Genomic DNA, 24365 nt, shown 5'->3' on the forward strand with positions numbered 1-24365 from the left:
CTATCGCCGGTTTGCCACGCGCAACTCGCGGATCGAGCCGGACTTGGCGCCGAACAATGGTGTGGCCGGGCGCTCTGCAGGCTTTTCCTTCGGAAGATAGGTGTAGCTGTCGGCACGGCGCCATGCTTCGACGCGAGCCTGGCTCTCTTCCGCATCGATGCCGTCAAGCACCAGCCATGCACGGCTGACGCTGCCGTGCCGTTCCGTCAGGTGCGGATAGAAGCGCTCCAGCGAATAAACGGCGTCCGCTATACCCATGCCGAGGCTGACCAGCGTCACGGCGAGCTGTTGGCCCGATGTATCGAGCAGGATGCGTTCTGCAAGCCAATGGCTCGATGAAAGCGCGTCGGCAAGCGTGGTGGCAAATTGCAGCGCATCGCGTTCCCTGGCGAAACGGACGAGCAGGGCTTCCTGCGTTTCGCTCAGGCTGCGCAGGCCGAGACGGTCTTTTTCGTCGCGAGCCAGATGGCGTGCGGCCTGCTTGATCTGCAGGCGCAAGGCTTCCTCGCGCGAGAGCCGCTCGAGGTCCGCCGTATCGGATTTTGGCGGAAGCGCGGTCGCCGATGTTTGCGGGTCCGTCATGCCGCGCTCTGGTTCGGCCTGATGCAGGCCGACGAGCGCGTCGATGACCTTTGGCGACAGCGAGGGCCTGCTGACGATTGCCCGTGCGTGGGCAGCGCCTTGCGTGCGGGCAATGGTGATCAGCGTATCGTCGTCGATCGCCTGTGAACTCGTCAGGAAAGGGGCGGCAATGGCGATCGGTTGGCAACCGATGAACAGGGCAACAGCCTGCGGCACTGTCGGGCATTGGGAGAGGGCGGCCACGGCCTGCCGCTTTGCCTCGTCGGAGGAGGCCTGGAACACCGGCGTAAAGAGCTCGGCAAATTGGCGAAGTTCCGATTTGGAGGGATGCCCCATGCCTTCGAAACTGGTGATCGTCGCCATCAGAACCACGTCTTTCTTACGGACTGTCGCAGGCTCTTCAAGGTCTCGAAACCGGTCACGCACGCCAACACCCATACTGATACGCAGAACAAAAACGCGGGGAGCCTGACCGCCGACCGCCACACCTCTTTTCGGTCGTGCCGTAAGGCCCTTTCAATGTCAGGGGCGTCTTTGGCGGCAGCTGTCGAAACGGGTATGGACACAGTCGTCCTTATCTGGCTTTCACCAAAGACTAAGGCCGGCACGGTTAATGGTTCGTGAAAACTTTATTAAAATCCGAATAAAAATTGCGCGTTAAGCTTGCGCGATGGCTAAGGCCGAATTTTTGCTGGATGATATGCGGGCTAGGGGATGACGCCTGTCACAAACCATCTATCGTCGCAGGAGTGGCGGTGTGAATACTCAACTTATGGGAGTTCCCGCCACGCATCCGGCTGCAAACCAGGTGAGTACCGCCCGAAGCGGTACATCGGACATCAGATAAGCCTGGTGTGTGAATGGAGCTGCTCTAGATGCCTCTGTGCTCGCGCAGTGCTGCGAGCAGCTTTTCCGACGTATTGTAGCCGGATTGAAAAAGGCCCAACGCTGCCGTTGCCGCGAACTGGGCCTCGGTGCTTTTTATATCGATCCGCTTCTCCAGGCACCACTCATCAAGCGCGCCGCGCAGGACTATGACATCCTCTGGAGAGAAGACGGAATTACCCGCCGCAAACATTAGCCACCCTCGATTTCCGACCTTACAATACGTTAATTTTTCGTGAGCGCAAATAATAATTGCGTGACTCTTTTCTGCAACGCAGCTGTTTGCGATATATTCGCCAGCGGCGTTATTTGTTCACCTAAGAATATGATATTGCTTGATTTCACGGCGAATTCGATTCCGACGATTTTTTCGCGGCGCGTGAAACCAAAGCCATGGTCGAAGCGTTAATAGGGCATGACGACTCATGCCAAGGATGACGTGCGACGAGGATTAGCATTCTGTTAACTGCAATATGGCTGAATCCCGGTGCAAGCAGCGATTAGCAGACTGTAGTCGATAGCAGAGAAAGCATGGAAGCCGTGATTGGCGCCCATGACGCGGTGTCCGGGAAATACCGTGAGAAGGCGTGAATGCTCCTTGTCTCAGCCAAAAGAAATAGGCCTGATACAAGGGAAAACGCTAGCCCGCTTCAACAACGGGCAGGGTGAAATCAGTCGCAAGTTCATCCGTCTCGAGACGTAAATGGAGACGAGCATGGCAAAGGTAATATCACTTTCGGACTGGCGATTACGCCAGCCGCCGCGCGTCCAGAAGGAGCCGGTGGAAGCAAGGATACTTCTGTTTACCGGTGTGCGCTACGAGCACCTCGATACCCCGACGCACCGGCCGGGAGCAGGCCCCAAGCGGGCTAAAGGCAAGTAACACAGCCGGCTGAGACGCCTGGATGCATCAGGATTGCATCCATTGGTTGCCGGAAATGATTTGTAGTGCCCGCATTGCGGCGCCTATAGGCCTGAGCGTTGTCGCCGGCCAAACTCAATCATCGCCGAATTCGTCGCATCCGGCCTGCGACAGGAATTCCTTGGCCGCATCGTCAAAGCTCGCCTGTGGCGCCATCGTATGCAACACTGCATAGCCTTGGGCATGCGGCACTTCCACAAGGATCGATTGTGCAAGAGCAGGCGGCAGGGCCTTGCGTATGCCTGTCAACTGAACGGGAGAGGCGAGCAGCAAATCGAGCGTCCCGCCGACGGATGTACGGTCGCTCATGCTGAACACTTCGTTGGACGCTGCGTCGTAGACGGAGAGCGACCAGAACGGCACCTTGCCCTTCGCGGTCAAATGTACCGGCACGTCTTCGATGTCGAATGCGCAGACGGCAGTGCGGATGTAGGGGTCGACGTTGGAAAGCCCTGCATCGTCATCTTTGTTATCAAGCATGTAGAAATGGTTCTCGTCGCCTTCGTCCGAGACGCGGGTATAGGCATCGCGGTCGGAGAAATGCGGTAGCGACAGGATGATGACGATATGCAGAAGTGCAGCGCCGAACAGGCCGGTCAGGATTGCGAAAACGAACCTAAACATTGCCGCACCCGGTTTTCTCGAGCTTCGGCATAGTGAGATCAATCAGGCCGGAATTGCTGGCCGCCGGCGAATCCAGCAGCGTCCATACCAGCCGGAAATTGCCGGCAGCGGGCAAGGCAAGCCAATTGCCCGCGCTGGCATTGGGTGAGACGGTAATGGTGAAGCTTGAATCCGGGTTCCGCAACACAACCCAGGAATTGATCGTTAGGGGGCGTCCGGAAGGTCCCGCAAGCGGTGCGCCGTCATTGCCGGCAATGAAAAGCGTCCAAAGCCGCGCCGGCGGTGTCTGGCCACTGATACGATAGCTGCAATTTGCCGTCAGCCGCCCGCCCTTATCGTCGTCGGAGGCGGTAAACACCAATCCTTCGGCCGTGCCGTAGAGCAGGCGTCCGGCGCGAGCGCGATGCGATTTGGCATAGGGGTCGGCATCCGCCGTCTGCATTTCTGGGAACGCCTGCCAGACTCCAAGCTTGATCGCGCCGAAGCCGGACGTCACGTTCAAGGCAAAGAGCGTGAACACAATGCCGCCGCCGAAAGCGATCAGCAGCGAAAGCGCAACAAGAAAGGGGACTCGGAACACCCTGGGATCGTCCTCGTGACAAATCGATGCCGATTTATCCCTGATTCTGCTGGTAGGGGGAAGGGCAGGGCGTCGCCGGGGGCAGTTATGTCGATTTCAGGCGGAAATTCATGCCGCCTGATACCTTCATTCGGGTAATGCTATTCCGCCGTCGCCACCTTTTGAGCTTCGAGTGCGGCCGCTGCCTTCAGTCTTTCGCCGATATCGCGAAGGATCCTGGTGGAATCCACCGACAGGGAGCGTGGCCGCACCAGCGGCGGCAGGCCACCAGCTGCCGGGTCCGCAGGCTTCTTGGCAGCAACGGTTTGCGGCTTCTGCACCGGAAATGGATTGCTGATCCCCGGGATCGGCTTCAGCACCACGCCCTGGTTGGCATAGTCCATTATCTTCTTGAAGGTCATGGCCGGCAGCGTGCCGCCCGTCATGTTGTTGGTCGAGGTATAGTCGTCATTGCCGAACCAGACGGCGCAGGTGTAGTTGCCGGTAAAGCCGATGAACCAGGCGTCGCGATAGGCCTGTGTCGTTCCGGTCTTGCCGCCGACCACAATGCCATTGTCCAGCGCCGCCTTGCGGCCGGTGCCGATGATCGGAACCTGTGTCAGCATCTGATTCATATAGGAGTTGGCTTGCTCGCTGAGGACCCGCTTGGCCGGCGGCTCGTCGCGATTGAAATCATAAAGCACCTTGCCGTCGTACCCGGTGATCTGGTCGATGCCATGCCGCCGCGATTGCATGCCGTCGGCGGGAAAGACCGCATAGGCCGTTGCCTGGTCGAGCACGGTTACCTCCGACGTGCCGATCGGGATTGTCTTGTCGTTGCGGATCGGCGTTTCCACGCCCATGGCCTTGGCCATGTCGCGGATCGGCTGGATGCCGAGCTTTTCCTTGGCCAGACGCACCGGGATGGTGTTGATCGATTGGGCGATCGCCGTCGTCAGCGTTACCTTGCCGGCATAGCGGTTCTCGTAATTGTGCGGGCTCCAATTGCCCCAGGTGATCGGCGCGTCGACGATGGTCGAGGTCGGCGTCATGCCGCTCTCCATCGCCACGGAGTAAGTATAGATCTTGAAGGATGAACCCGGCTGGCGCAGCGCTTTTGTCGCGCGGTTGAATTGGCTCTCACCGTAGTCGCTGCCGCCGACCATGGCGCGGACCGCGCCACCATTTTCGATCATGACGCTGGCGCCCTGCTTGGCATGATAACGCTCGCCAAATTCCATCAGGCTGGATTGGACCGAATCTTCCGCGGCCTTTTGCAGCCCCATGTCGATGGTCGTGCGCACGATCAGCGAACGTTCCGGAAAGCGCGTGGCAAGCCGCTGCACCTCATCGAAGGCCCAGTCGAGGAAATAGTCCGGCGTTTCGATCTGGGCGCGGTCGACGACGGAAGCGGGGTTGCGCCGTGCCGCAATCACCTGTCCCTCGGTCATCAATCCGCTCTGCACGAGGTTGGAGAGCACATCATTGGCGCGAGCGCGGGCGGCCGGCAGATTGACATGCGGCGCATATTTCGCCGGCGCCTTGAACAGGCCGGCAAGCATCGCGGCCTCGGCGAGATTGACGTCGGTGATGCTCTTGCCGAAATAGAATTGCGCAGCCGCAGCCGCGCCGAACGTGCCGCCGCCCATATAGGTGCGGTCAAGATAGAGGCTGAGGATCTCTTTCTTGGAGAGATTGGCCTCAAGCCAGATCGCCAGGAAAGCTTCCTTGATCTTGCGGTCGATCGAACGCTCATTGCTGAGGAAGATATTCTTGGCGAGCTGCTGCGTCAGCGTCGAGCCGCCCTGGACGACGCCGCCTGCCTGCGCATTGACGGTGACGGCGCGGAACAGGCCGATCACGTCGATGCCGAAATGGTCGAAGAAACGCCGGTCCTCGGTCGCAAGCACCGCCTTGATGAAATAATCCGGCAATTGATCCACCGGCACCGAATTCTCGTGAATGATGCCGCGATGGCCGATGACGTTGCCGTAGCGATCGAGAAAGGTGACGGCGAAATTGCCGCGATTGCGCCAATCGCCCTGCGTCGCCTCAAACGCCGGCATGGCCAGCATCAGCATGACCACCGAGCCGGCAGCGCCGAGCGTCAGGCCCTCGCCGAGCAGTTCGAAAACGATGCGCTTCCACCCGCGTACACGGAATCGGCGGAAGAAAATCGTGATTTCTTCCCAGGTTTCCGCCAAACGGAAGCCAGCATTCCACAGGGTGGAGTCGATCCATGAATCGATGCGCAGAAAGAAATAGCGCTTTCGGCGCCGAGGCTTTTCGGCTCCGCTATCATGTTGCGCTTCGGGCTCCATCTTCGGCCCGCCTTCTGGATTGGATGGGTCTTCCACGCTCTACTTCCCGACCGCTATAATGCTGCGTGCCACCTTGTGGGGCACGCAAAGCCCATTATCTCATAGAACGGCTAATTGAAGAATTGGTTGATTTAGAGAAAAGAACAATAGACACGCATGCCGCAGCCCGCATTTCCTGCCAGGGCGGCGAGGATTGACGATGGACGAGACACCTTTCTGGAAAAGCAAGACACTGGCGGAGATGAGCACGTCGGAATGGGAAAGCCTTTGCGACGGCTGTGGCCTCTGTTGTCTCAACAAGCTCGAGGACTGGGATACGGGTGACGTCTATTTCACCTCCGTTCGCTGCAAACTGATGGACAGCGAAAGCTGTCGTTGCACCAGCTATCCGAACCGTTGGGATTTCGTGCCTGATTGCGTGCAGCTGACCCCCGAGAAAGTAATGGAACTGGAGTGGCTTCCGCCCACCTGCGCCTACAGTCTCGTCAAGGAGGGCCACGATCTCTACTGGTGGCATCCACTGATATCGGGCGATCCGGAAACCGTGCACATTGCCCGCGTCTCTGCCCGAGCCCGCACGGTCAGCGAGAATGACGTCGATGTCGAGGACTTCGAGGATTATGTGGTCGATTGGCCGCTGACCGCCAAGGACGATATGGAGCCTAATCCTCCGGCAAAATCATAGATTTCGGCGCCACGTTGCGCCAGGCACGCCGCACGAGCGTCTTGATCGTCTCGTGATCCGCGGCATGGTGGAAAAGCCGGGTCGAGCCTTTCAGCCCCCATCCGCCCGGCGCGGCCTCGACGTGCTGCGGCATGATGGTAAGCGCCATCTGTTGCTGATCAGGCGTCAGTTTGACAACGCAGAAATCCGCGCCCGGTAGGGTCGTGAAGATCTTGCCCCGTATCCGAAAATCACGAGTTCCGAAATGTGAGCCTTCCGTCGTTTCCGGCAGGCTGAGGGCAAAGGCGATGAGATCTTCGTCGGTCATGCGCATAATAATATCATGCATGAGCGTTACGCGGAAAATGGCTGCCACTTCTTTGCCCGCGATGAGGTCGCCTTGCTGAACACATCGCCTCTTCATTGAAATGAACCGGCGTGCATGATATCGCGCGGTGCCTTCGCACACGCTCAGGGAGCCGCCGCGTGATCCGTCATATCGTCTTCTTCACCGTTCCCGATCGCGCGAACCTCGAGGATGTCCGTTCCGGCCTGTCGATCCTCACAGCCATTCCGCATGCGCGCCTGCTGGAAATCGGCATGAATGTGAAGACCGACCAACTCGGCACCGATGTCGATATCGTAGTCTATGGCGAATTCGACGATGAAGCAGCGCTCGCCGCCTACAAGGCCCATCCGAATTATCAGCGCTCGATAGAGCGGGTGCGGCCATTGCGCGAAATGCGGATTGCAGCTGATTACGAGACGACGAGCGCTATCCGCGAGCCGTTCTGAAAGAAAGCCCGATCAAAGGGCTTCGATCGCCATTGATTTCAGTTGATTGAGCACTCGCGCGGAATCGATTTGTCGATAAGCGGATTCATTGCATGAGGCCGTTCAATCAACCTCTCACGTTCCGGACTCAACTTTGAAACAGGTGCCGTGAAGTGATTCAGAAGACTCAAGAAAACCCTGGCGTTTTACCTCAGTAAAACACCTGAAGGCCGGTTGCATTGGCCAAGCCTGCACGGTCGCTCATGACCGGCTTATGATCGAATGATAATCAAGAATGATTAAAAATGGTTGAGTCTCTCGTTTGTGCATGTGGCCGGGAGGTGGGCACAAGCGGTGTAACGGGCATGCATGCGCAATTGGCATCGATCGCGTTCGATCAATCGCCCTTGGCTTCGCTTCACTGATTTGCCCATAATGAATTCAATGAGTTAAATCACGAATCGGGTGGGCTGCACGTCCTGCGAGCGGAAAATTACAGCCCATTCATTTGCCATTCAGACGTGTTTGGGTACATATTTGCTCAAGTTAATCTCCCCGTGGGAAGTCTGAAGCATGGCCTCAATTTCAAGCATAGCAGCGGCGGCCCTTGTGATGGCCGGCTCGGCTGTTTTGCCGGCGCCGACGTCGACCCTGGTGGCCCGTGCCAACAGCGACTGCAGCGAAGCTGCGGCCGAGGTGGTTGAAAAGACGGGTGGGCAGCTCCTTTCCGCGCAGCCGTCGGGCGATAGTTGTGTCATCACCGTTCTTGTGCAGGGCAATGGGCAGCGTCCTCGCAAGGTAACGATGAAGGTGCCGATGTGAGGCATGGGCATCTTGGATCATAACGCGCAGCGGACGTTCTAAAGCCTTGAATCCTACGCAAAATCTTATCGTTTCCGTGATTCCACTGCAGCTCGATTTACAGTACTGTTTCTCGAACCGGGGAAATTGGGTCCAAACATGCGCATTCTGATAGTCGAAGACGATATCAACCTAAATCGCCAGCTCGCCGACGCCTTGAAAGAGGCGGGCTATGTGGTCGATACGGCCTTTGATGGTGAGGAGGGGCATTTCCTCGGCGATACCGAACCTTACGACGCGATCATTCTCGATATCGGCCTGCCGGAGATGGACGGCATCACGGTGTTGGAGAAGTGGCGCGGCGCGGGACGGGCGACGCCTGTGCTCATCCTGACCGCGCGCGACCGCTGGAGTGATAAGGTCGCCGGCATCGATGCGGGTGCCGATGATTATGTCGCCAAGCCCTTCCATGTCGAAGAAGTTCTCGCCCGCATCAGGGCGCTCATTCGCCGCGCGGCCGGCCATGCCTCCTCGGAAATCATCTGCGGCCCGGTGCGGCTCGACACCAAGAGCTCGAAGGCGACCGTGAACGGCAAGCCGCTCAAGCTCACCTCTCATGAGTACCGGCTGCTCGCCTATCTCATGCATCACAAGGGTGAAGTCGTCTCGCGCACCGAACTGGTCGAGCATATGTACGATCAGGATTTCGATCGCGATTCCAATACGATCGAGGTTTTCGTCGGCCGCTTGCGCAAGAAGATGGGGGTCGACCTGATCGAGACGGTCCGCGGCCTCGGTTACCGCATCCAAGCGCCGACCAATGCGAATTAAGTCACTCACCGCTCGCGTCCTGCTGTTGACCACGCTCTGGTCCGCCGTGGCGCTTGTCGTGATCGGCCTCGTCATTTCCAATATCTACCGCAAGAGCGCCGAACGCGGCTTTCAGGACCTGTTGAGGGCGCAGCTCTACAACGTCATCAACTCGGTGACGATTGGTGATCAGGGCGCATTGAACGGCAGCCCGCAGCTCGGCGACCTTCGTTTTGCCCAGCCGAAGACGGGCTGGTACTGGATGGTCGAGCCGCTCGGCACCTATACAGCAACGCCCTTGGTATCGCCGTCTCTCGGCGCTTCGAACTTGCCTGTCCTCTCCGTACTGGAAGCGCCATTCGACAAGAATTACGAGCGCTACTACATCGTCACGGATGCCTTCGGAAATCGCGTTCAGGTGGCCGAAACCGAGGTCGTTCTCGATACGGATGGCCGCGCCGCCCGCTTTCGCGTCACCGGCAATGTCGCAGTCGTCGAGGACGACGTCCGCAACTTCTCCCACAGTCTTTATTTCGCGCTGGTCGGCTTCGGTGTCGGCAGCCTCATCGTCAATGCGCTTGCCATTCTCTATGGCCTGAAGCCGCTCGATAAGGCCCGCGCGGCACTGGAGCGTATCCGCGCCGGCGAGAGCGAGCGATTGCAGGGCGATTTCCCGCGTGAAATCCTGCCGCTCGCCAACGAGGTCAACGCGCTGATCGAAAGCAATAGGCGCATCGTCGAGCGTGCCCGCATGCAGGTCGGCAATCTCGCGCATTCGCTGAAGACGCCGATCGCGGTGCTTCTCAACGAATCCCGCGTGCTGGAGCGTTCGCATGGCGATCTGGTCAAGAACCAGGCCGAAGCCATGCAGGGCCAGGTGCAATCTTACCTCAACCGCGCCCGCATCGCGGCGCAGCGCGAATCCGTACTAGCCCGCACCGAGGCCGAACCGGCATTGGAGCGGCTTGTCCGCGTCATGCGGCGGCTCAATGCGGAGAAGGAATTCGAGCTCACCGTATCTCCCAATCTGGCGCTCGCCATGGAGCAGCAGGATCTGGAGGAGACGGTGGGCAATCTTCTGGAAAATGCCGCCCGCTTTGCCGAGCACAAGGTGCGTCTTTCCGCAACCGAGGCGCCGCCTGACGTCAAGGGCATCGACCCCGTGCGGCGTCATTGGGTGGAGCTGGTCGTGGAGGATGATGGGCCCGGCCTCGAGCCGGATCAGATCCGCGAAGCCATGAAGCGCGGACGCAGGCTGGACGAGAGCAAGCCGGGCACTGGTCTCGGACTGTCGATCGTCAGCGAGATCACCAATGAATATCAAGGCCGGCTGGAGCTCTCCCGCGGTGCCTGGGGTGGCCTTCGTGCCAGCTTAATTCTGCCTGGCCTGACGAAGGATGTTGCGTGAAGCACGGCATGATGACAGAAAGAAGTTGTGGGTCATGATGATGCCGCAGCGCAGTACCTATGGTTTTGCTTGTTGATACTGGTTCGGTTGTATGAAGCTTCGTACCTTTTTCTTGATCACTCCCTCCCTCTTCGCAGCGCTTGCGCTTTCAGCTTGCTCGACCACGAGCAGCAATGGCAGCGGCGCGAGTTTGTTTTCAACCTCCAAGCCACCGGCATCGGCGACGTTCATTAGCGCGCTGGATGGCGGCATTGTCGAACGAACCGGCCTCAAGCTGAGCGACAGTGACAAGCAGCGGGCGCTGGAAGCGGAATATCGGGCGCTGGAAAGCTCGCCTCTCGGCCAGTCTGTGGTCTGGAAGGGCAGGGGCGCCAGCGGAGAGGTGGTGGCTGCAGCGCCCTATCAGGTCGGCTCGCAGAATTGCCGGCAATACACGCACACGGTCACGGTCGACGACAAGCCGACCATGGCAAGGGGAGCCGCATGTCGCAATGACGACGGCACCTGGACGCCGCTCGACTAGCCCCAATGCGCCGAAAGGCGCGGCCAAACGCCTCAAATCTTCGTCAGCGAGGCTTTCGCGGTTGGAATAAGCGCCCCGTTAAAGTATTGGGCGTGTATGCTGTTCTGGATTCTCGTCGCCGTTCTAACGGCCGTTGTCGGCGCTGTGCTGCTTCACCCTCTTCTGCGTGGTGCAAAGGAGGCTGCGGACTGTCGTTCCGGAGAAGCCGAGGTCTATCGCGATCAGCTCCGCGAGCTGGATCGCGATCTTGCCGGCGGGTTGATTTCCACGGAGGAGGCTGGCTATGCCCGCGCCGAGATCGGGCGTCGCCTGATTGCGGCTTCCAAGGAGGAGGAGAGTGGAGCAAAAGCGCTGAAGCGCGGTAGCTATCGCATCTCGCAGGCCTTTATCGTCGTGATGCTGCCCGTCATCGGGCTCTGTCTTTATCTTGCCAATGGCGATCCCGGACTGCCGTCGCAGCCGCTGGAGGCGCGTCTGGAGAAGCCTGGAAGCGACCTCGCCCTTTCGATCGTCAAGATCGAACAGCACCTTGCCAGAAATCCGGATGACGGCAAAGGCTGGGAGGTTTTGGCGCCGATCTATTTCAAGACCAACCGCATCGGTGATGCCGAGCTTGCCTATCGCAATGTGATCCGGCTGCTGGGCCCGAGCGCCACGCGCCTTGGCGATCTGGGCGAGGTACTCGTGGTCAAGGCCAACGGCGTGGTGACGGCGGATGCGCGCAGCGTGCTGCAGCAATCGCGGGCGCTCGATGCCGCCAATCCGCGCACGCTCTTCTATCTGGCACTGGCGCTGGAGCAGGAAGGCAAGGTGACCGATGCGAAGACCGCCTTCGAGGCCTTGGCGAAGCAATCGCCGCCCGATGCGCCGTGGCTGGCCGTTGTCGACGAACACATCGCCAAGAATGGCGGCACGCCTCTAGCATCTACAAACGCCAATGCACCGGGCAACCCGACCGCCGAGGAGGTCGCCGCGGCGAACAATTTGAGCGGTGGCGATCGTCAGCAGATGATCCGTGGCATGGTCGAGAGCCTCGATGCCAAGCTCAAGGAAGATCCGAAGAATTTCGAAGGCTGGATGCGGTTGATCCGCTCCTATGTCGTGCTGAACGACCGGGATCGCGCCCTGGATGCGCTGAAACGCGGGCTGACGGCCTTCCCGGCGGATGGCGGCGAGGGGCAACAGCTGTTGGCTCTGGCCAAAGAATTGGGACTGCCGACGGAGGTGACGCAGCAATGACCCGCAAGCAGAAACGTCTGGCCGTCATTGCCGGCGGCATGGGGTTCATCGCCACCGCCGTGCTCCTCGTCCTCTTCGCCTTCAGCCAGTCGGTTGCCTATTTCTACATGCCGGGCGATCTCGCCAAGACCCCCGTCAATGCCGGAACGCTGATCCGCCTGGGTGGCCTGGTCAGTGAAGGCTCCATCAAGCGTGGTCAGGGCACGCAGGTGCAATTCTCCGTGACCGACGGCAAGGATACGATCAAGGTTAGATATGACGGCCTCCTGCCGGATCTCTTCCGCGAGGGGCAGGGCGTGGTGACAGAGGGTAAATTCGAGCCCGGCAGCGATGTCTTCGTTGCGGATAGCGTGCTTGCCAAGCATGATGAGCGTTACATGCCGAAACAGGTTGCCGACAAGCTGAAGGCCGACGGTGTCTGGAAGGGCGAGGAGGCGACACAATGATCATCGAACTCGGACATTATGCGCTGGTGCTGGCGCTGGCGACCGCGCTCATCGTTTCCATCCTTCCTGTGGTCGGTGCAAGGCGCGGCGATGTGTCGATGATGGATATCGCGCCTGTCGGCTCGATCGTCACTTTCCTGCTCGTCACCTTTTCCTTCGGCGTGCTGACCTACGCCTATGTCGCCTCCGATTTCTCCGTGCTGAACGTCTGGGCCAATTCCCATTCGCTCATGCCGCTGATCTTCAAGATCTCCGGCGTCTGGGGCAATCACGAGGGATCGATGATGCTCTGGCTGTTGATCCTGGTCTTGTTCAGTGCGCTGGTCGCCCTGTTCGGGCGCAATCTGCCAGACGTGCTGCGGGCCAATGTTCTGGCCGTTCAATCCTGGATCTCGTCCGCCTTCCTGATCTTCATCCTGCTCACCTCCAATCCATTTATCCGGCTTGATCCGGCGCCTGCCGAGGGTAAGGACCTCAATCCCGTCCTGCAGGATATCGGCCTCGCCATCCATCCGCCCTTGCTCTATCTCGGCTATGTCGGTTTTTCCGTCTGCTTCTCTTTCGCTGTGGCGGCACTGCTGGAAGGCCGCATCGATGCGGCCTGGGCGCGCTGGGTCCGTCCCTGGGCGCTGGCTGCCTGGAGCTTCCTGACGCTCGGCATCGCCATGGGCTCTTACTGGGCCTATTACGAGCTGGGCTGGGGCGGCTGGTGGTTCTGGGATCCGGTGGAGAACGCCTCGTTCATGCCTTGGCTCGCCGGCACGGCGCTGCTGCATTCGGCACTGGTCATGGAGAAACGTGATGCGCTGAAGATCTGGACGGTGCTGCTTGCGATCCTGACCTTCTCCCTGTCGCTGCTCGGCACCTTCCTTGTGCGCTCGGGCGTGCTGACCTCGGTGCATTCCTTCGCCAGCGATCCGACACGCGGCATCTTCATTCTCTGCATTCTGCTGCTCTTCATCGGTGGTGCACTGACGCTCTTCGCCTTCCGCGCGCCGAAGCTTGCTGCAGGCGGATTGTTCGCACCGATCTCGCGTGAGGGCGCGCTGGTCCTCAACAACCTCATCCTCACGGTCGCCTGCGGCACCGTCCTCACGGGCACGCTCTATCCGCTGGCGCTGGAAACCCTGACCGGCGACAAGATTTCCGTCGGGCCGCCTTTCTTCAACATGACGTTCGGATTGCTGATGATGCCGATCCTCATTGCCGTGCCCTTCGGCCCGCTGCTTGCCTGGAAGCGAGGCGATCTGCTCGGTGCCTTGCAACGGCTCTATGTCGTGGCCGGTCTGGCGTTCCTTGCGGGGCTCGTCCTGTTCTATCTCAAGCACGGCGGTCCGGTGCTTGCCGTTCTCGGCCTGGCCGCCGGCTTCTTTCTGTTCTTCGGCGCACTCGCCGATCTCTGGTATCGCGCCGGCGTTGGCAAGGTGGCTGCCAATGTCGCCTGGCGTCGTCTGCGCGGCTTGCCGCGCTCGGCCTTCGGCACAGCGCTTGCCCATGCCGGCCTCGGCATCACCGTGCTCGGCATCGTCGCGGTCACGACCTTCGAGACGGAGAATATCACCAGCATGAAGCCGGGAGAGACAGCCGAGCTTGGCGGCTACAGCCTGCGTTTCGACGGCATGCAGCCGGGCGTCGGCCCGAATTTCACCGAGGATCGTGCCCACTTCACGGTGAGCCGTGGCGGTGTCGCCTTCACCGAAGTCTCGTCATCCAAGCGCGTCTTCACGGCCAGCCGCACGGGAACCACCGAAGCCGGCATTCTGACGCTCGGCCCCAACCAGCTCTACGTGTCGGTCGGTGACGTCAGCGAGGATGGCGGCATGGTGGTACGCATCTGGTGGAAGCCGTTCATTCTCTGCATCTGGATGGGCGCTCTCGTCATGGCGATCGGCGGTTTCGTTTCGCTCAGCGACCGCCGTCTGCGTGTCGGTGCGCCGAGCCGGAAGGTGAAGCCGGTGCGTCCCGCCATGGAGCCGGCCGAATGAGCCGGAATTGGTTTGGCTTTGTCCGGCTATGCCTCTGCCTTGCGGCGATCCTGACACCTTTGTCCGCCTTTGCCGTCAATCCGGATGAGGTCCTGCACGATCCGGCGCTGGAGGCGAGGGCGCGCACGATCTCCGCCGAACTGCGCTGCATGGTCTGCCAGAACCAGTCCATCGACGATTCCAATGCCGATCTCGCCCGCGACCTGCGGCTGCTGGTGCGCAAGCGACTGGGCGATGGCGACACCGATCAACAGGTGCTTGATTATGTCGTCTCGCGCTATGGCGAGTTTGTGCTGCTAAAACCGCGCCTTAGCGAGAAGACGCTTATCCTCTGGGGCGCACCGATCGCGCTCTTTATCGTGGGTGGATTTGCCCTTGCCGTCTATGCCCGCCGCCGTGCCGGCAAGCCCACTGGCAAGCCTCTGAGTGCCGAGGAAGAGGCTGAGTTGAAAGAGATTTTGGGGAAGTGACGCTGCCGCGCTAGCTTTCACCTTATTGGCAACATTTCCTTACATTACGAATTTTTCATGGGGCGGACAGTTCGCTGTAAGGTCCGACGCCCTATATATTTACAATCACAAATCACAGCCGGTTCCCGCCGGTGGAAATCTGACGAGAGAAGAGAAGGTAACTCGCATATGTTCAGGAATATCAAGAACACCTTGTCCCGTAGCACCGCTATGAAGGCTTCTGTCGTCGCCGGCCTCGCTGTCGCCGCGCTGGCCACGGGTGTTCCGGCTGTCGTCAGCAATTCCTATGCCGATGCCGTCAATGTACAGGCGCCGCAGGTTCCCAGCTTCGCCAACGTGGTTGACGCCGTATCGCCGGCGGTCGTCTCGGTTCGCGTCGAATCCCGCGTCAATCCCGTTGCGGATGAAGACGACTCCTTCGGCCTTGGCCGTGGCTTCGACGATCTTCCCGATGATCACCCGCTGAAGAAGTTTTTCCGTCAGTTCGAACAGCAGCAGGGTCGCGGCCAGCAGAAGGGCCAGAATCAGCAGAAGAATTCCGAAGACGGCAAGGGTCACCTGCGTCCGGTTGCGCAGGGCTCCGGCTTCTTCGTCTCTGAAGATGGCTACATCGTCACCAACAATCACGTCGTTTCCGATGGCGCTGCTTTCGTCGTCGTTCTCAATGACGGCACCGAACTTGACGCCAAGCTCGTCGGCAAGGACTCGCGCACGGACCTTGCCGTTCTGAAGGTCGATCCCAAGGGCAAGAAGTTCACCTATGTCGGTTGGGCCGATGATTCCAAGGTCCGCGTTGGCGATTGGGTCGTGGCCGTCGGCAACCCGTTCGGCCTCGGTGGCACTGTCACGGCGGGCATCGTCTCGGCCCGTGGCCGCGATATCCATTCCGGCCCCTATGACGATTACATCCAGATCGATGCACCCGTAAACAAGGGCAATTCCGGTGGCCCGACCTTCAACCTCAACGGCCAGGTGGTCGGCATTAACACTGCCATCTTCTCGCAGTCGGGCGGCAGCGTCGGCATCGCCTTCGCAATCCCGGCGACGACCGCCAAGGATGTCGTCACCGATCTCATCAAGACCGGCACGGTTTCGCGCGGTTGGCTCGGCGTGCAGATCCAGCCGGTCAGCAAGGATATCGCCGAATCCCTCGGCCTTTCTGAAGCAAGCGGTGCGCTCGTCGTTTCCCCGCAGGACGGCTCGCCTGGGCAGAAGGCCGGCATCAAGAACGGCGACGTGGTTACGGCCGTCAATGGTGATCCAGTCAAGGATCCGCGCGATCTCGCTCGCCGCATCGGCGCGATGCAGCCGGGCGCCAAGGTCGAGGTTTCCCTGTGGCGCAACGGCAAGTCTCAGTCCGTGACGGTCGAGCTCGGCAGCTTGCCGGCCGATCAGAACCAGGCTTCCAATGACGATGCGCAGCCGAACCAGCCGCAGCAGCCGTCCTCCGAAAAGGCTCTGGCCGATCTCGGCATGACGGTCGGTCCGTCCGACGATGGCAAGGGTGTGGCAATCACCGCCGTTGATCCCGACTCAGACGCCGCCGACAAGGGCATCAAAGAAGGTGAGAAGATCACCTCGGTCAACAACCAGCAGATCTCGAATGCCGGCGACATTGCCAAGGTCATCGAACAGGCGAAGAAGGATGGCCGCACACGCGCGCTCTTCCAGATCCAGTCCGATGACGGAAGCCGCTTCGTCGCCCTGCCGATCAACGCCGGCTGATCCTTTCAGCCTCAGCGATAATGCATTGGGAAGCCGCGTCGGCCACGGCTTGCGCGGCTTCCCCTCTTAAAACATGTCAATGATGACTGGCTCCAAGGCAGGTGAAACATGACAACCGCTGGCCAACATGCCGTGAATTCCGCCGATTCTGGTTGTACCGAAGCACCCTCGGCAGGTAATGTCGCCCACATGAAGATTCTGATCATTGAAGACGATCTCGAGGCGGCGGCTTACCTCACAAAGGCGTTTCGCGAGGCTGGCATTATTGCCGATCACGCAAGCGACGGCGAGAGCGGTCTCTTCATGGGCACCGAGAACACCTACGATGTTGCCATCATCGACCGTATGCTGCCCCGCCGCGATGGGTTGTCCGTCATCAGTGAACTGCGCCGCAAGGGCGTGCACACGCCGGTTCTGATTCTCTCCGCACTCGGCCAGGTCGACGATCGCGTCACCGGCCTGCGTGCCGGCGGTGATGACTATCTGCCGAAGCCCTATGCTTTCAGCGAGCTTTTGGCGCGTGTGGAAGTGTTGGGGCGCCGCAAGGGCACGCCCGAGCAGGATGTGCTTTATCGTGTCGGCGATCTTGAGTTGGACCGGCTGTCTCATGAGGTGCGCCGCGCCGGCAAGGAAATCCTGCTGCAGCCGCGTGAATTCCGCCTGCTCGAATATCTGATGAAGAATGCCGGCCAGGTCGTGACGCGCACCATGCTGCTCGAAAATGTCTGGGATTATCATTTCGATCCCCAGACCAACGTCATCGATGTGCACGTCTCGCGGCTGCGCTCGAAGATCGAGAAGGATTTCAGCCAGCCGCTGCTCAAGACGATCCGCGGTGCCGGCTACATGATCAAGGACGAAGGATGAGTCGCTTCCGCGTCCTCTTCAAGTCCACAGCAGTCCGCCTTTCCGCCCTTTACATCCTTCTTTTTGCGCTTTGTGCCGCCACGCTGGTCTTCTACGTGACGGCTATGTCCGAACGGTTGTTGACCGGACAGATCCGCGATGCCGTTCAGCAGGAAGTCAACCAGGTGAAGCGCGCCTATGATATCGGCGGCCTGAACCTGCTTCTGCGTACGATGGAGCGCCGGGCCCGCCAACCGGGCGCCAATCTCTATGTCATTGCCGGCCCGTCCGGCGATATTCTAGCCGGCAACGTGGCTTCGGTACAGCCAGGCGTGCTCGGTCAGGCCGGCTGGACGGAGCTGCCTTTCACCTACGAGCGTTATACCGACGCATCCAACGATCCGGAGCTACGGCATCTGGCGATCGCCAATATCTTCATCCTCGACAACGGCCTTCGCATCCTGATCGGCCGTGACCTTGGCGAGCCCGAACGCTTCCGCGTGCTGGTGCGGCAGGCGCTGATGCTGGCGCTGGCGATCATGGGTCTCGGTGCGCTGGTGATCTGGTTCGGCATCGGCCGCAATGCCCTGCGACGCATCGACCGGATGACGGGCGCCAGCCGCAAGATCATGGCGGGTGACCTCTCGCAGCGTCTGCCCGTCGGCGGCTCCGGCGACGAGTTTGACCGCATGTCGGCATCGCTGAACGCCATGCTGGAACGCATCGAGAAATTGAACGAAGGCTTGCGGCAGGTCTCCGACAATATTGCGCATGACCTGAAGACGCCGCTGACGCGGTTGCGCAACAAGGCCGCCGACGCGCTCGACAGCGCAGACAGTGAGGGTCGCCGCGTCGCCCTGGAGGGCATTATCGGTGAATCCGATCAGCTGATCCGCACCTTCAACGCGCTCCTGATGATCTCCCGTGTCGAGGCAGGGTCGGTCGCCGCTGAAATGACCGCCGTCGATCTTTCTTCGATCGTCACCGATACGACCGAACTATACGAGCCTGCAGCCGAAGACGTGGGTCTGGCGCTGACGGCCGATATCGAGCCGGATGTCGAAGTGCAGGGCAATCGCGAACTGATCGGCCAGGCACTCTTCAACCTGATCGACAACGCCCTCAAATACGCAACCGGCAGCCAGGGCCAGCCGGCGATCACATTCAAACTGTCGCGTACCCATGATGCGGTAACGCTTGCCGTTGCGGATCACGGCCCCGGCATTCCCGCTCATCAGCGCGCCGACGTCGTCAAACGCTTCTTCCGCCTGGATGAAAGCCGCTCCAAGCCGGGAACCGGCCTTGGTCTTGCGCTGGTGGAGGCAGTCATGGAACTGCATGGCGGTCGGCTGGAGCTTTCGGATACAGATCCCGATAATCCCACCGCCAAGGGACTAACGGTAACGATGATCTTCCCCATGCAGAAACAATAGGTTAATCCTGCCTTATCCGATTGCTCCTTGGGGAGAGCTGCATGACGACGACGCAAGGCGATTTGCTGCGGGATGTCCCGGCTGGGCGACTGCGACCGCTGAACCAGACGGAGATGAAATCCGCACTCGCCGATCTCAAGCAGATCGCCGGAGCGGAACCCGTAGTTGCGGCCCTGCTCGCCAGCGAGAGCCCCTTGCGGGATTTTATCGTCGCAGCGCTGGCGCTGTCGCCGCATTTGCGCGAAACAGCCAATCTCGAACCCTCGCTGCTCGTTGCTGCCATCGAGAAGCCACTATCGGCGCAGGTCGAAGCCTTGGTCCAGCAGGCGCGCCATGCCTGGCTGCCGGCGGAAAGCGGTGGACCGTCGCCTTCTGAAGGCGAGGTGATGACCCGCCTGCGTGTCGCCAAGCGCCGGGCTGCCTTTCTGATTGCGCTTGCCGACCTCGCTCGCATCTACGACGGAAGGAAGACTACCCACTGGCTGAGTGCGCTGGCGGAGGCGTCGATATCGGCCGCAATCGACCACCTGCTGCTATCCTCCCACGAAGCCGGCAAGATCTCGCTTCCGGACCCCTCCGCCCCGAGCCGCAAATCCGGCCTGATCGTGCTCGGCATGGGCAAGCTCGGCGCCGAGGAATTGAACTATTCGTCGGATATCGACGTCGTCGTTTTCTTTGATGAGACGGCGGGCATCGTTCCCAATCCCGAGGATGCCATCGATATTTTCCCTCGGCTGATGCGCCGGCTGGTGCGAATCCTGCAGGAGCGCACGGCAGATGGCTACGTCTTCCGCACCGACCTGCGCCTGCGCCCCGATCCCGGTTCGACGCCGCTGGCGATCCCGGTCGATGCGGCGATGAACTATTACGAGGGCAGGGGACAGAACTGGGAACGCGCCGCCTTCATCAAGGCGCGGCCGGTTGGCGGTGATATCGCCGCCGGACAGGCCTTCATCCGCGACCTCGTACCCTTCGTCTTCCGCAAATACCTGGATTACGCCGCCATTTCGGACATTCATTCCATCAAGCGGCAGATCCACGCGCACAAGGGGCATGGAGCGATTGCGGTCAAGGGCCACAATGTCAAGCTCGGCCGCGGCGGCATTCGCGAGATCGAGTTCTTCGTGCAGACCCAACAACTGATCGCCGGCGGCCGCATGCCGTCGCTGCGCTGCCGGGGCACTGAAGAGACGTTGGCGGAACTCACCAAGGCGAAATGGATTGATGCCGAAACGCGTGATGAGCTGGCCGCCGCCTACTGGTTCTTGCGCGATGTCGAGCACCGGGTGCAGATGGTGCGCGACGAGCAGACGCATCTGCTTCCCGAAACGGATGCCGAGCTGAAGCGCGTTGCCTTCATGATGGGTTTTGCCGACGTATCTGCCTTTTCCGAGGCTCTGGTGACGACCCTGAAAACGGTCGAGCGGCGCTATGCACAGCTGTTCGAACAGGAAACGAAGCTGTCGACCGAAATCGGCAATCTCGTTTTCACCGGCCAGGGTGATGATCCCGATACGCTGGAAACGCTCCGCCATCTCGGTTTCGAGCGGCCGTCGGATATCTCCAATGTCATCCGGACCTGGCACTATGGACGATACCGCGCCACGCAATCGGTCGAGGCGCGCGAGCGGCTGACCGAATTGACGCCGGAGTTGCTGCGGGTCTTCGGCGAGAGCAAGCGTGCCGACAAGGCGCTATTGCGTTTCGACAGTTTCATCTCCGGTCTGCCGGCGGGCATACAGCTGTTCTCGTTGCTGAGCACGAACCCGGCCTTGCTTTCGCTCATCGTCAACATCATGTCGTCTGCGCCGCGGCTTGCCGAGATCATCGCCGCCAAGCCGCATGTCTTCGATGGCATGCTCGATCCCGGCCTTATGGCCGAACTGCCGACGCGCGATTATCTGGCGGAACGCATCAAGAGCTTTCTTGCCCCTGCAAGGCATTACGAGGAGGTGCTGGACCGGCTGCGTATTTTCGCCTCCGAACAGCGCTTCCTGATCGGCATTCGACTGCTGACCGGTGCTATCGGCGGCAACATGGCCGCCCGCGCCTTCACCTATCTTGCCGATCTGATCGTCGAGGCGGCGCTGGATGCGGTGATGAAGGAAATCCGTTCGGCGCATGGAGACTATCCCGGTGGCCGCGTTGCCGTCGTCGGCATGGGCAAGCTCGGAAGCTTCGAGCTCACGGCAGGCTCCGACATCGATATCATCCTGCTCTACGACTATGACGATACGGGAGGAGAATCCTCCGGTGCGAAGCCGCTGGATGCGACCCGCTATTTCACCCGCATCACGCAGCGCCTGATCGCTGCTCTCTCGGCGCCGACGGCCGAAGGCGTGCTCTACGAAGTCGACATGCGCCTGCGTCCGTCAGGCAACAAGGGGCCGGTCGCCACGCGCATCAATTCGTTCGAGAAATACCAGCGCGAGGAAGCCTGGACCTGGGAGCACATGGCGCTTTCACGGGCTCGCCTGATCTACGGCGACGAGGAGCTGGTGCTGAATGCCGAGCGCATCATCGGCGAGGTTCTTTCGGTAAAGAGGGGCGTTGCCAAGATCGCTAGAGACGTCCGGGAAATGCGCAGCCTGATCGAACAGGAAAAGCCGCCGGAAAGCATCTGGGATATGAAGTTGATCCCCGGCGGCCTGATCGACATCGAATTCATCGCGCAATATCTGCGGCTCATTGCGCCGGCGCGTGGTGTCGGTGTCGACGCAAACGGGCTCAGCACGGCCGAGGCGCTGAAATTGCTGGGTGGCAGCCTGATGGATCGCAACGATCTGGATGTCTGCCTGGAAGCGCTGCGCCTTTATTCGGAGCTGTCCCAGCTGATCCGACTTTGCATCGATGGGACGTTTGATCCGGGAAATGCGCCTTCAGGGCTGATCGAGCTGGTCAGTCGCGCCGGCGACTGCCCCGATATTCGCACGCTGGAAGCCGAGCTGAAGCGGCTGTCAAAGGCGGTCCGAAAGGTATTCCAGGCGACGGTTGGGAACTGATCAGCCCTGATTGGGGATGCGGATGGCGATGACCGTGCCGATGCCTTCGCGGGAGCGGATACGCATGCGGCCTTGATGCAGTGTCGTCAGCGAGCGTGAAATCGCAAGTCCCAGGCCGGAGCCTCCCTTGCTCTTGGCATATTGGCTCTGCACCTGCTCGAAGGGTTGGCCGATCTTGCTCAAAGCGGATTTCGGAATGCCGATGCCGGTATCGGCGATGATCAGCATCACGGCATCCTCGACCTTGCGGGTGCGAACCGCGATGCGCCCGCCATCATTGGTGAATTTCACGGCGTTGGAGAGCAGGTTGAGCAGGATCTGCTTCATGGCGCGGCGATCGGCGCTGAGCTTGACGTTGGGAGAGACGCACTGCTCGACGAGAATATTCTTGTGTGCCGCAGGGATGCGGGTGAGGCGCAGGCATTCCTCGATCAGGGGCGCGAGATCGATCTGCTCGCGGCAGAGCTTGATGTGCCCGGCCTCGATTTTCGACATGTCGAGGATATCGTTGATGACGTTAAGAAGATGCTTGCCGCTGTCGTGGATGTCCCTGGCGTATTCATTGTATCGGGCGGAGCCGAGCGGGCCGAACATCTGATCCTGCAGGATCTCCGAGAAGCCGAGGATCGCGTTGAGCGGCGTGCGCAGTTCGTGAGACATATTGGCGAGGAATTCCGATTTCGCCCTGTTGGCGGCTTCGGCGCGCTCTTTCTCTGCGAGATAATTGGTGTTTGCGGTCGAAAGCTCGGCCTTCTGCCGCTCCAGGATTTGCCGCGACGCGGAAAGGTCGTTGATCGTCGCCATCAGCCGGCGCTCGGAATCGCGCAGACGCTCCTGGTTGCGCTTCAGCTGGGTGATATCCGTGCCGACGGAAACGAGACCGCCGTCGCGAGTACGGCGTTCGTTGATCTGCAGCCAGCGCTCGTCGGCAAGCTGGACTTCCGTGGTCTGCGAATGATTGGAGCGGCCCGGGTCGACGATGCGACGCTCGATGACAGGACGAACTGCAGCAGCATTGACCACGGCGCGTTCGGTGCCTGGCACCAGCACATTGTCGGGCAGGCCATAAGCCTGCTGGAAGTGGGCGTTGCACATGACGAGGCGGTCGTTCTTGTCCCACAGAACGAAGGCTTCCGAGGTGCATTCGATCGCGTCCGCGAGACGCTGATCGGCCTCGGCGTAGCGTTGCGCCAGCCGGTGCTGCTCCGTTACGTCCATAGCAATGCCGATCATGTGGACATGGCCGGAATTGGTGCGGATGACCTGAGCGCGCGCCCGCATCCACACATAATGGCCTTTGGCGTGCCGAATGCGCAGGATCTGATCGACCTGGCCGGCGCTACCGCGCGTGACGGAGCGGGCCAACACTTGCAGACTGCTGTCATCCGGGTGCATCAACCGAGCCGCATCCGTGAAGGCGAATGGTTTGTCGACAGCCGGTAGCCCGAGCATGTCGTACATCGACCGGGACCAGAAGAATTTGCGCGTGGCGAAATCGAAATCCCAGAGGCCGCAACGGCCTCGCGAAAGCGCCGTCTCGACGCGCAGGTTGGATTCGAGGAAGATTTCGTCTGCATCGCGGGCTCGTCTCACCTGCGTATAATACGCGTAGAGAATGACGAGCAGGATCGAGGAAATGCCGGCAAAGAGCGTGACGTTGAGTGTCAGCTCATCGCGCCAGAGCTTCTCGATCTGCTCCATCGAAGCGGCCGAGAGAACGAAGTCGCCCTTATCGCCCACGAGCGAAATCGCCGCGTAATAGGGCTCGCCGTCGATCATCGTCTCGATGACGCCTGCATGATCGCCAAAATTCCGGATGGCGGAAACTTCTGGAAAGAAATTGGAGATCAACGTGCCGATATAGGCGGAGCCTGCGGCCGACGAGCCGAAAACGCGCCCGCTCGATTGCACGAGCAGAACGAAGGCGCCGGCATCAAGCCGATCCTGTGGCAGATAGGTGGCGAGCTTCCGCTCGGCATTGCCGCGGTCACCCGCCTGGAAGAGGCTGGCATCGTTGGAGAAGGCAGCCGACGCGGCGGCAATGGAGAGCGAGGTCATGCGCCGCGCCGAGGCAGCCATGCGGCTATGCTCCGTCACCATGCCGAAGAAATGCGAGGCAGCGACGACCATCAGGAAGGACACGATGAGAACTGGAATGATGCGCTTGAGGATATGTTCCGTCTGCGGAAAACGACGTGAAATCGTCTCCACTCGCGCGCCGGCTCGATCGGTAACGCCGCTGTGCCAGGACTTTAGACCGTCGAAATTAACACGCAGCCGTCCATCGGCCGCGGTTGCCCGCCGCACGTCCACCATCGCTTTAGCCTTGTCCCTCGTGTGATTCGC

At 60.3% G+C, this 24365-nt stretch carries 22 protein-coding genes; 15 read left to right on the forward strand and 7 right to left on the reverse strand.

Translation table 11 applies throughout. The annotated features are described in order from the left end of the window. A complete protein-coding gene (locus A6U86_RS01510) occupies window positions 1-1008 on the reverse strand; it encodes a DUF2336 domain-containing protein (protein ID WP_068387658.1) in 1008 nt (335 codons plus the stop codon). Window positions 1009-1453: 445 nt separating this feature from the next. After that, on the reverse strand, window positions 1454-1660 hold the full coding sequence (locus A6U86_RS01515; protein ID WP_068385381.1) for a hypothetical protein: 207 nt from the start codon (window positions 1658-1660) through the stop codon (window positions 1454-1456). Between the two features lie 522 nt (window positions 1661-2182). Here A6U86_RS01515 and A6U86_RS35525 point away from each other — a divergent pair. Then, window positions 2183-2350 carry a hypothetical protein gene (locus tag A6U86_RS35525; RefSeq protein WP_174070855.1) on the forward strand — a complete coding sequence of 56 codons (168 nt, stop codon included), beginning with the start codon at window positions 2183-2185 and terminating at the stop codon, window positions 2348-2350. A 114-nt stretch (window positions 2351-2464) separates the two neighbouring features. Here A6U86_RS35525 and A6U86_RS01525 read toward each other — a convergent pair whose 3' ends face one another. The 3 genes from A6U86_RS01525 to A6U86_RS01535 form a co-directional block, all read right to left on the reverse strand. Further along, entirely contained in the window at window positions 2465-3013 is a 549-nt protein-coding gene (locus A6U86_RS01525) for a DUF1254 domain-containing protein (RefSeq protein ID WP_068385387.1), read from the reverse strand. Continuing rightward, window positions 3006-3593 carry a DUF1214 domain-containing protein gene (locus A6U86_RS01530; RefSeq protein ID WP_068385390.1) on the reverse strand — a complete coding sequence of 196 codons (588 nt, stop codon included), beginning with the start codon at window positions 3591-3593 and terminating at the stop codon, window positions 3006-3008. The genes A6U86_RS01525 and A6U86_RS01530 overlap by 8 nt, the downstream gene beginning before the upstream one ends. A 140-nt stretch (window positions 3594-3733) precedes the next feature. Continuing rightward, on the reverse strand, window positions 3734-5929 hold the full coding sequence (locus tag A6U86_RS01535; RefSeq protein ID WP_068385393.1) for a transglycosylase domain-containing protein: 2196 nt from the start codon (window positions 5927-5929) through the stop codon (window positions 3734-3736). 163 nt (window positions 5930-6092) lie between these two features. Here A6U86_RS01535 and A6U86_RS01540 point away from each other — a divergent pair, with 163 nt between their 5' ends. Then, complete coding sequence (locus tag A6U86_RS01540) at window positions 6093-6578, forward strand: YcgN family cysteine cluster protein (RefSeq protein WP_068385396.1); 486 nt, start codon at window positions 6093-6095, stop codon at window positions 6576-6578. Here the strand turns inward: A6U86_RS01540 and A6U86_RS01545 are convergent. Then, a complete protein-coding gene (locus A6U86_RS01545; protein WP_343287058.1) occupies window positions 6556-7026 on the reverse strand; it encodes an MmcQ/YjbR family DNA-binding protein in 471 nt (156 codons plus the stop codon). The genes A6U86_RS01540 and A6U86_RS01545 overlap by 23 nt on opposite strands. 17 nt (window positions 7027-7043) lie before the next feature. Between A6U86_RS01545 and A6U86_RS01550 the strand changes: the two genes are divergently transcribed. From A6U86_RS01550 to A6U86_RS01610, 13 genes are all read left to right on the forward strand, one after another. Next, entirely contained in the window at window positions 7044-7352 is a 309-nt protein-coding gene (locus A6U86_RS01550) for a Dabb family protein (RefSeq protein ID WP_068385400.1), read from the forward strand. A 552-nt stretch (window positions 7353-7904) separates the two neighbouring features. Next, a complete protein-coding gene (locus A6U86_RS01555) occupies window positions 7905-8153 on the forward strand; it encodes a hypothetical protein (RefSeq protein WP_068385402.1) in 249 nt (82 codons plus the stop codon). A 138-nt stretch (window positions 8154-8291) separates the two neighbouring features. Continuing rightward, window positions 8292-8963, forward strand: coding sequence for a response regulator transcription factor (locus A6U86_RS01560; RefSeq protein ID WP_068385405.1), 672 nt, complete (start codon window positions 8292-8294; stop codon window positions 8961-8963). After that, on the forward strand, window positions 8953-10350 hold the full coding sequence (locus A6U86_RS01565; protein WP_068385408.1) for a HAMP domain-containing sensor histidine kinase: 1398 nt from the start codon (window positions 8953-8955) through the stop codon (window positions 10348-10350). The genes A6U86_RS01560 and A6U86_RS01565 overlap by 11 nt, the downstream gene beginning before the upstream one ends. Before the next feature lie 91 nt (window positions 10351-10441). Further along, the gene (locus A6U86_RS01570; RefSeq protein ID WP_068385410.1) at window positions 10442-10873 is read left to right on the forward strand and encodes a hypothetical protein; all 432 of its coding nucleotides are present in this window, start codon (window positions 10442-10444) and stop codon (window positions 10871-10873) included. A gap of 96 nt (window positions 10874-10969) precedes the next feature. Next, window positions 10970-12112, forward strand: a complete 1143-nt coding sequence (ccmI, locus tag A6U86_RS01575) for a c-type cytochrome biogenesis protein CcmI (RefSeq protein ID WP_068385413.1) — start codon at window positions 10970-10972, stop codon at window positions 12110-12112. Further along, on the forward strand, window positions 12109-12558 hold the full coding sequence (gene ccmE / locus A6U86_RS01580; protein ID WP_068385416.1) for a cytochrome c maturation protein CcmE: 450 nt from the start codon (window positions 12109-12111) through the stop codon (window positions 12556-12558). The genes ccmI and ccmE overlap by 4 nt, the downstream gene beginning before the upstream one ends. Continuing rightward, the gene (locus A6U86_RS01585; RefSeq protein ID WP_068385419.1) at window positions 12555-14543 is read left to right on the forward strand and encodes a heme lyase CcmF/NrfE family subunit; all 1989 of its coding nucleotides are present in this window, start codon (window positions 12555-12557) and stop codon (window positions 14541-14543) included. Before ccmE ends, A6U86_RS01585 begins: the two co-directional genes overlap by 4 nt. Beyond that, the gene (locus A6U86_RS01590; protein ID WP_068385422.1) at window positions 14540-15013 is read left to right on the forward strand and encodes a cytochrome c-type biogenesis protein; all 474 of its coding nucleotides are present in this window, start codon (window positions 14540-14542) and stop codon (window positions 15011-15013) included. Before A6U86_RS01585 ends, A6U86_RS01590 begins: the two co-directional genes overlap by 4 nt. 168 nt (window positions 15014-15181) lie before the next feature. Next, a complete protein-coding gene (locus A6U86_RS01595) occupies window positions 15182-16738 on the forward strand; it encodes a Do family serine endopeptidase (RefSeq protein ID WP_068385425.1) in 1557 nt (518 codons plus the stop codon). Window positions 16739-16927: 189 nt separating this feature from the next. Beyond that, complete coding sequence (locus A6U86_RS01600; protein ID WP_198929012.1) at window positions 16928-17605, forward strand: response regulator transcription factor; 678 nt, start codon at window positions 16928-16930, stop codon at window positions 17603-17605. Continuing rightward, complete coding sequence (locus A6U86_RS01605; protein WP_068385428.1) at window positions 17602-19017, forward strand: HAMP domain-containing sensor histidine kinase; 1416 nt, start codon at window positions 17602-17604, stop codon at window positions 19015-19017. The genes A6U86_RS01600 and A6U86_RS01605 overlap by 4 nt, the downstream gene beginning before the upstream one ends. Window positions 19018-19058: 41 nt before the next feature. Beyond that, entirely contained in the window at window positions 19059-22019 is a 2961-nt protein-coding gene (locus tag A6U86_RS01610; RefSeq protein WP_068385431.1) for a bifunctional [glutamine synthetase] adenylyltransferase/[glutamine synthetase]-adenylyl-L-tyrosine phosphorylase, read from the forward strand. On the opposite strand, the gene A6U86_RS01615 is transcribed toward A6U86_RS01610, so the two are convergent. Then, entirely contained in the window at window positions 22020-24335 is a 2316-nt protein-coding gene (locus tag A6U86_RS01615; RefSeq protein WP_068385433.1) for a PAS domain-containing sensor histidine kinase, read from the reverse strand. Between the last annotated feature and the right edge of the window lie 30 nt (window positions 24336-24365).

The sequence above is a fragment of the Rhizobium sp. AC27/96 genome (assembly GCF_001692325.1).
Taxonomy (GTDB): Bacteria; Pseudomonadota; Alphaproteobacteria; order Rhizobiales; family Rhizobiaceae; genus Rhizobium.

Excerpts from the sequence above, each read along its gene's own strand:
- A6U86_RS01540 (WP_068385396.1), top strand. The coding sequence starts at position 6,093 with ATGGACGAGACACCTTTCTGGAAAAGCAAGACACTGGCGGAGATGAGC.
- A6U86_RS01525 (WP_068385387.1), bottom strand. The coding sequence starts at position 3,013 with ATGTTTAGGTTCGTTTTCGCAATCCTGACCGGCCTGTTCGGCGCTGCA.
- A6U86_RS01565 (WP_068385408.1), top strand. The coding sequence starts at position 8,953 with ATGCGAATTAAGTCACTCACCGCTCGCGTCCTGCTGTTGACCACGCTC.
- A6U86_RS01555 (WP_068385402.1), top strand. The coding sequence starts at position 7,905 with ATGGCCTCAATTTCAAGCATAGCAGCGGCGGCCCTTGTGATGGCCGGC.
- ccmI (WP_068385413.1), top strand. The coding sequence starts at position 10,970 with ATGCTGTTCTGGATTCTCGTCGCCGTTCTAACGGCCGTTGTCGGCGCT.
- A6U86_RS01610 (WP_068385431.1), top strand. The coding sequence starts at position 19,059 with ATGACGACGACGCAAGGCGATTTGCTGCGGGATGTCCCGGCTGGGCGA.
- A6U86_RS01615 (WP_068385433.1), bottom strand. The coding sequence starts at position 24,335 with ATGGTGGACGTGCGGCGGGCAACCGCGGCCGATGGACGGCTGCGTGTT.
- ccmE (WP_068385416.1), top strand. The coding sequence starts at position 12,109 with ATGACCCGCAAGCAGAAACGTCTGGCCGTCATTGCCGGCGGCATGGGG.
- A6U86_RS01515 (WP_068385381.1), bottom strand. The coding sequence starts at position 1,660 with ATGTTTGCGGCGGGTAATTCCGTCTTCTCTCCAGAGGATGTCATAGTC.
- A6U86_RS01560 (WP_068385405.1), top strand. The coding sequence starts at position 8,292 with ATGCGCATTCTGATAGTCGAAGACGATATCAACCTAAATCGCCAGCTC.
- A6U86_RS01570 (WP_068385410.1), top strand. The coding sequence starts at position 10,442 with ATGAAGCTTCGTACCTTTTTCTTGATCACTCCCTCCCTCTTCGCAGCG.
- A6U86_RS35525 (WP_174070855.1), top strand. The coding sequence starts at position 2,183 with ATGGCAAAGGTAATATCACTTTCGGACTGGCGATTACGCCAGCCGCCG.
- A6U86_RS01585 (WP_068385419.1), top strand. The coding sequence starts at position 12,555 with ATGATCATCGAACTCGGACATTATGCGCTGGTGCTGGCGCTGGCGACC.
- A6U86_RS01595 (WP_068385425.1), top strand. The coding sequence starts at position 15,182 with ATGTTCAGGAATATCAAGAACACCTTGTCCCGTAGCACCGCTATGAAG.
- A6U86_RS01600 (WP_198929012.1), top strand. The coding sequence starts at position 16,928 with ATGAAGATTCTGATCATTGAAGACGATCTCGAGGCGGCGGCTTACCTC.
- A6U86_RS01590 (WP_068385422.1), top strand. The coding sequence starts at position 14,540 with ATGAGCCGGAATTGGTTTGGCTTTGTCCGGCTATGCCTCTGCCTTGCG.
- A6U86_RS01605 (WP_068385428.1), top strand. The coding sequence starts at position 17,602 with ATGAGTCGCTTCCGCGTCCTCTTCAAGTCCACAGCAGTCCGCCTTTCC.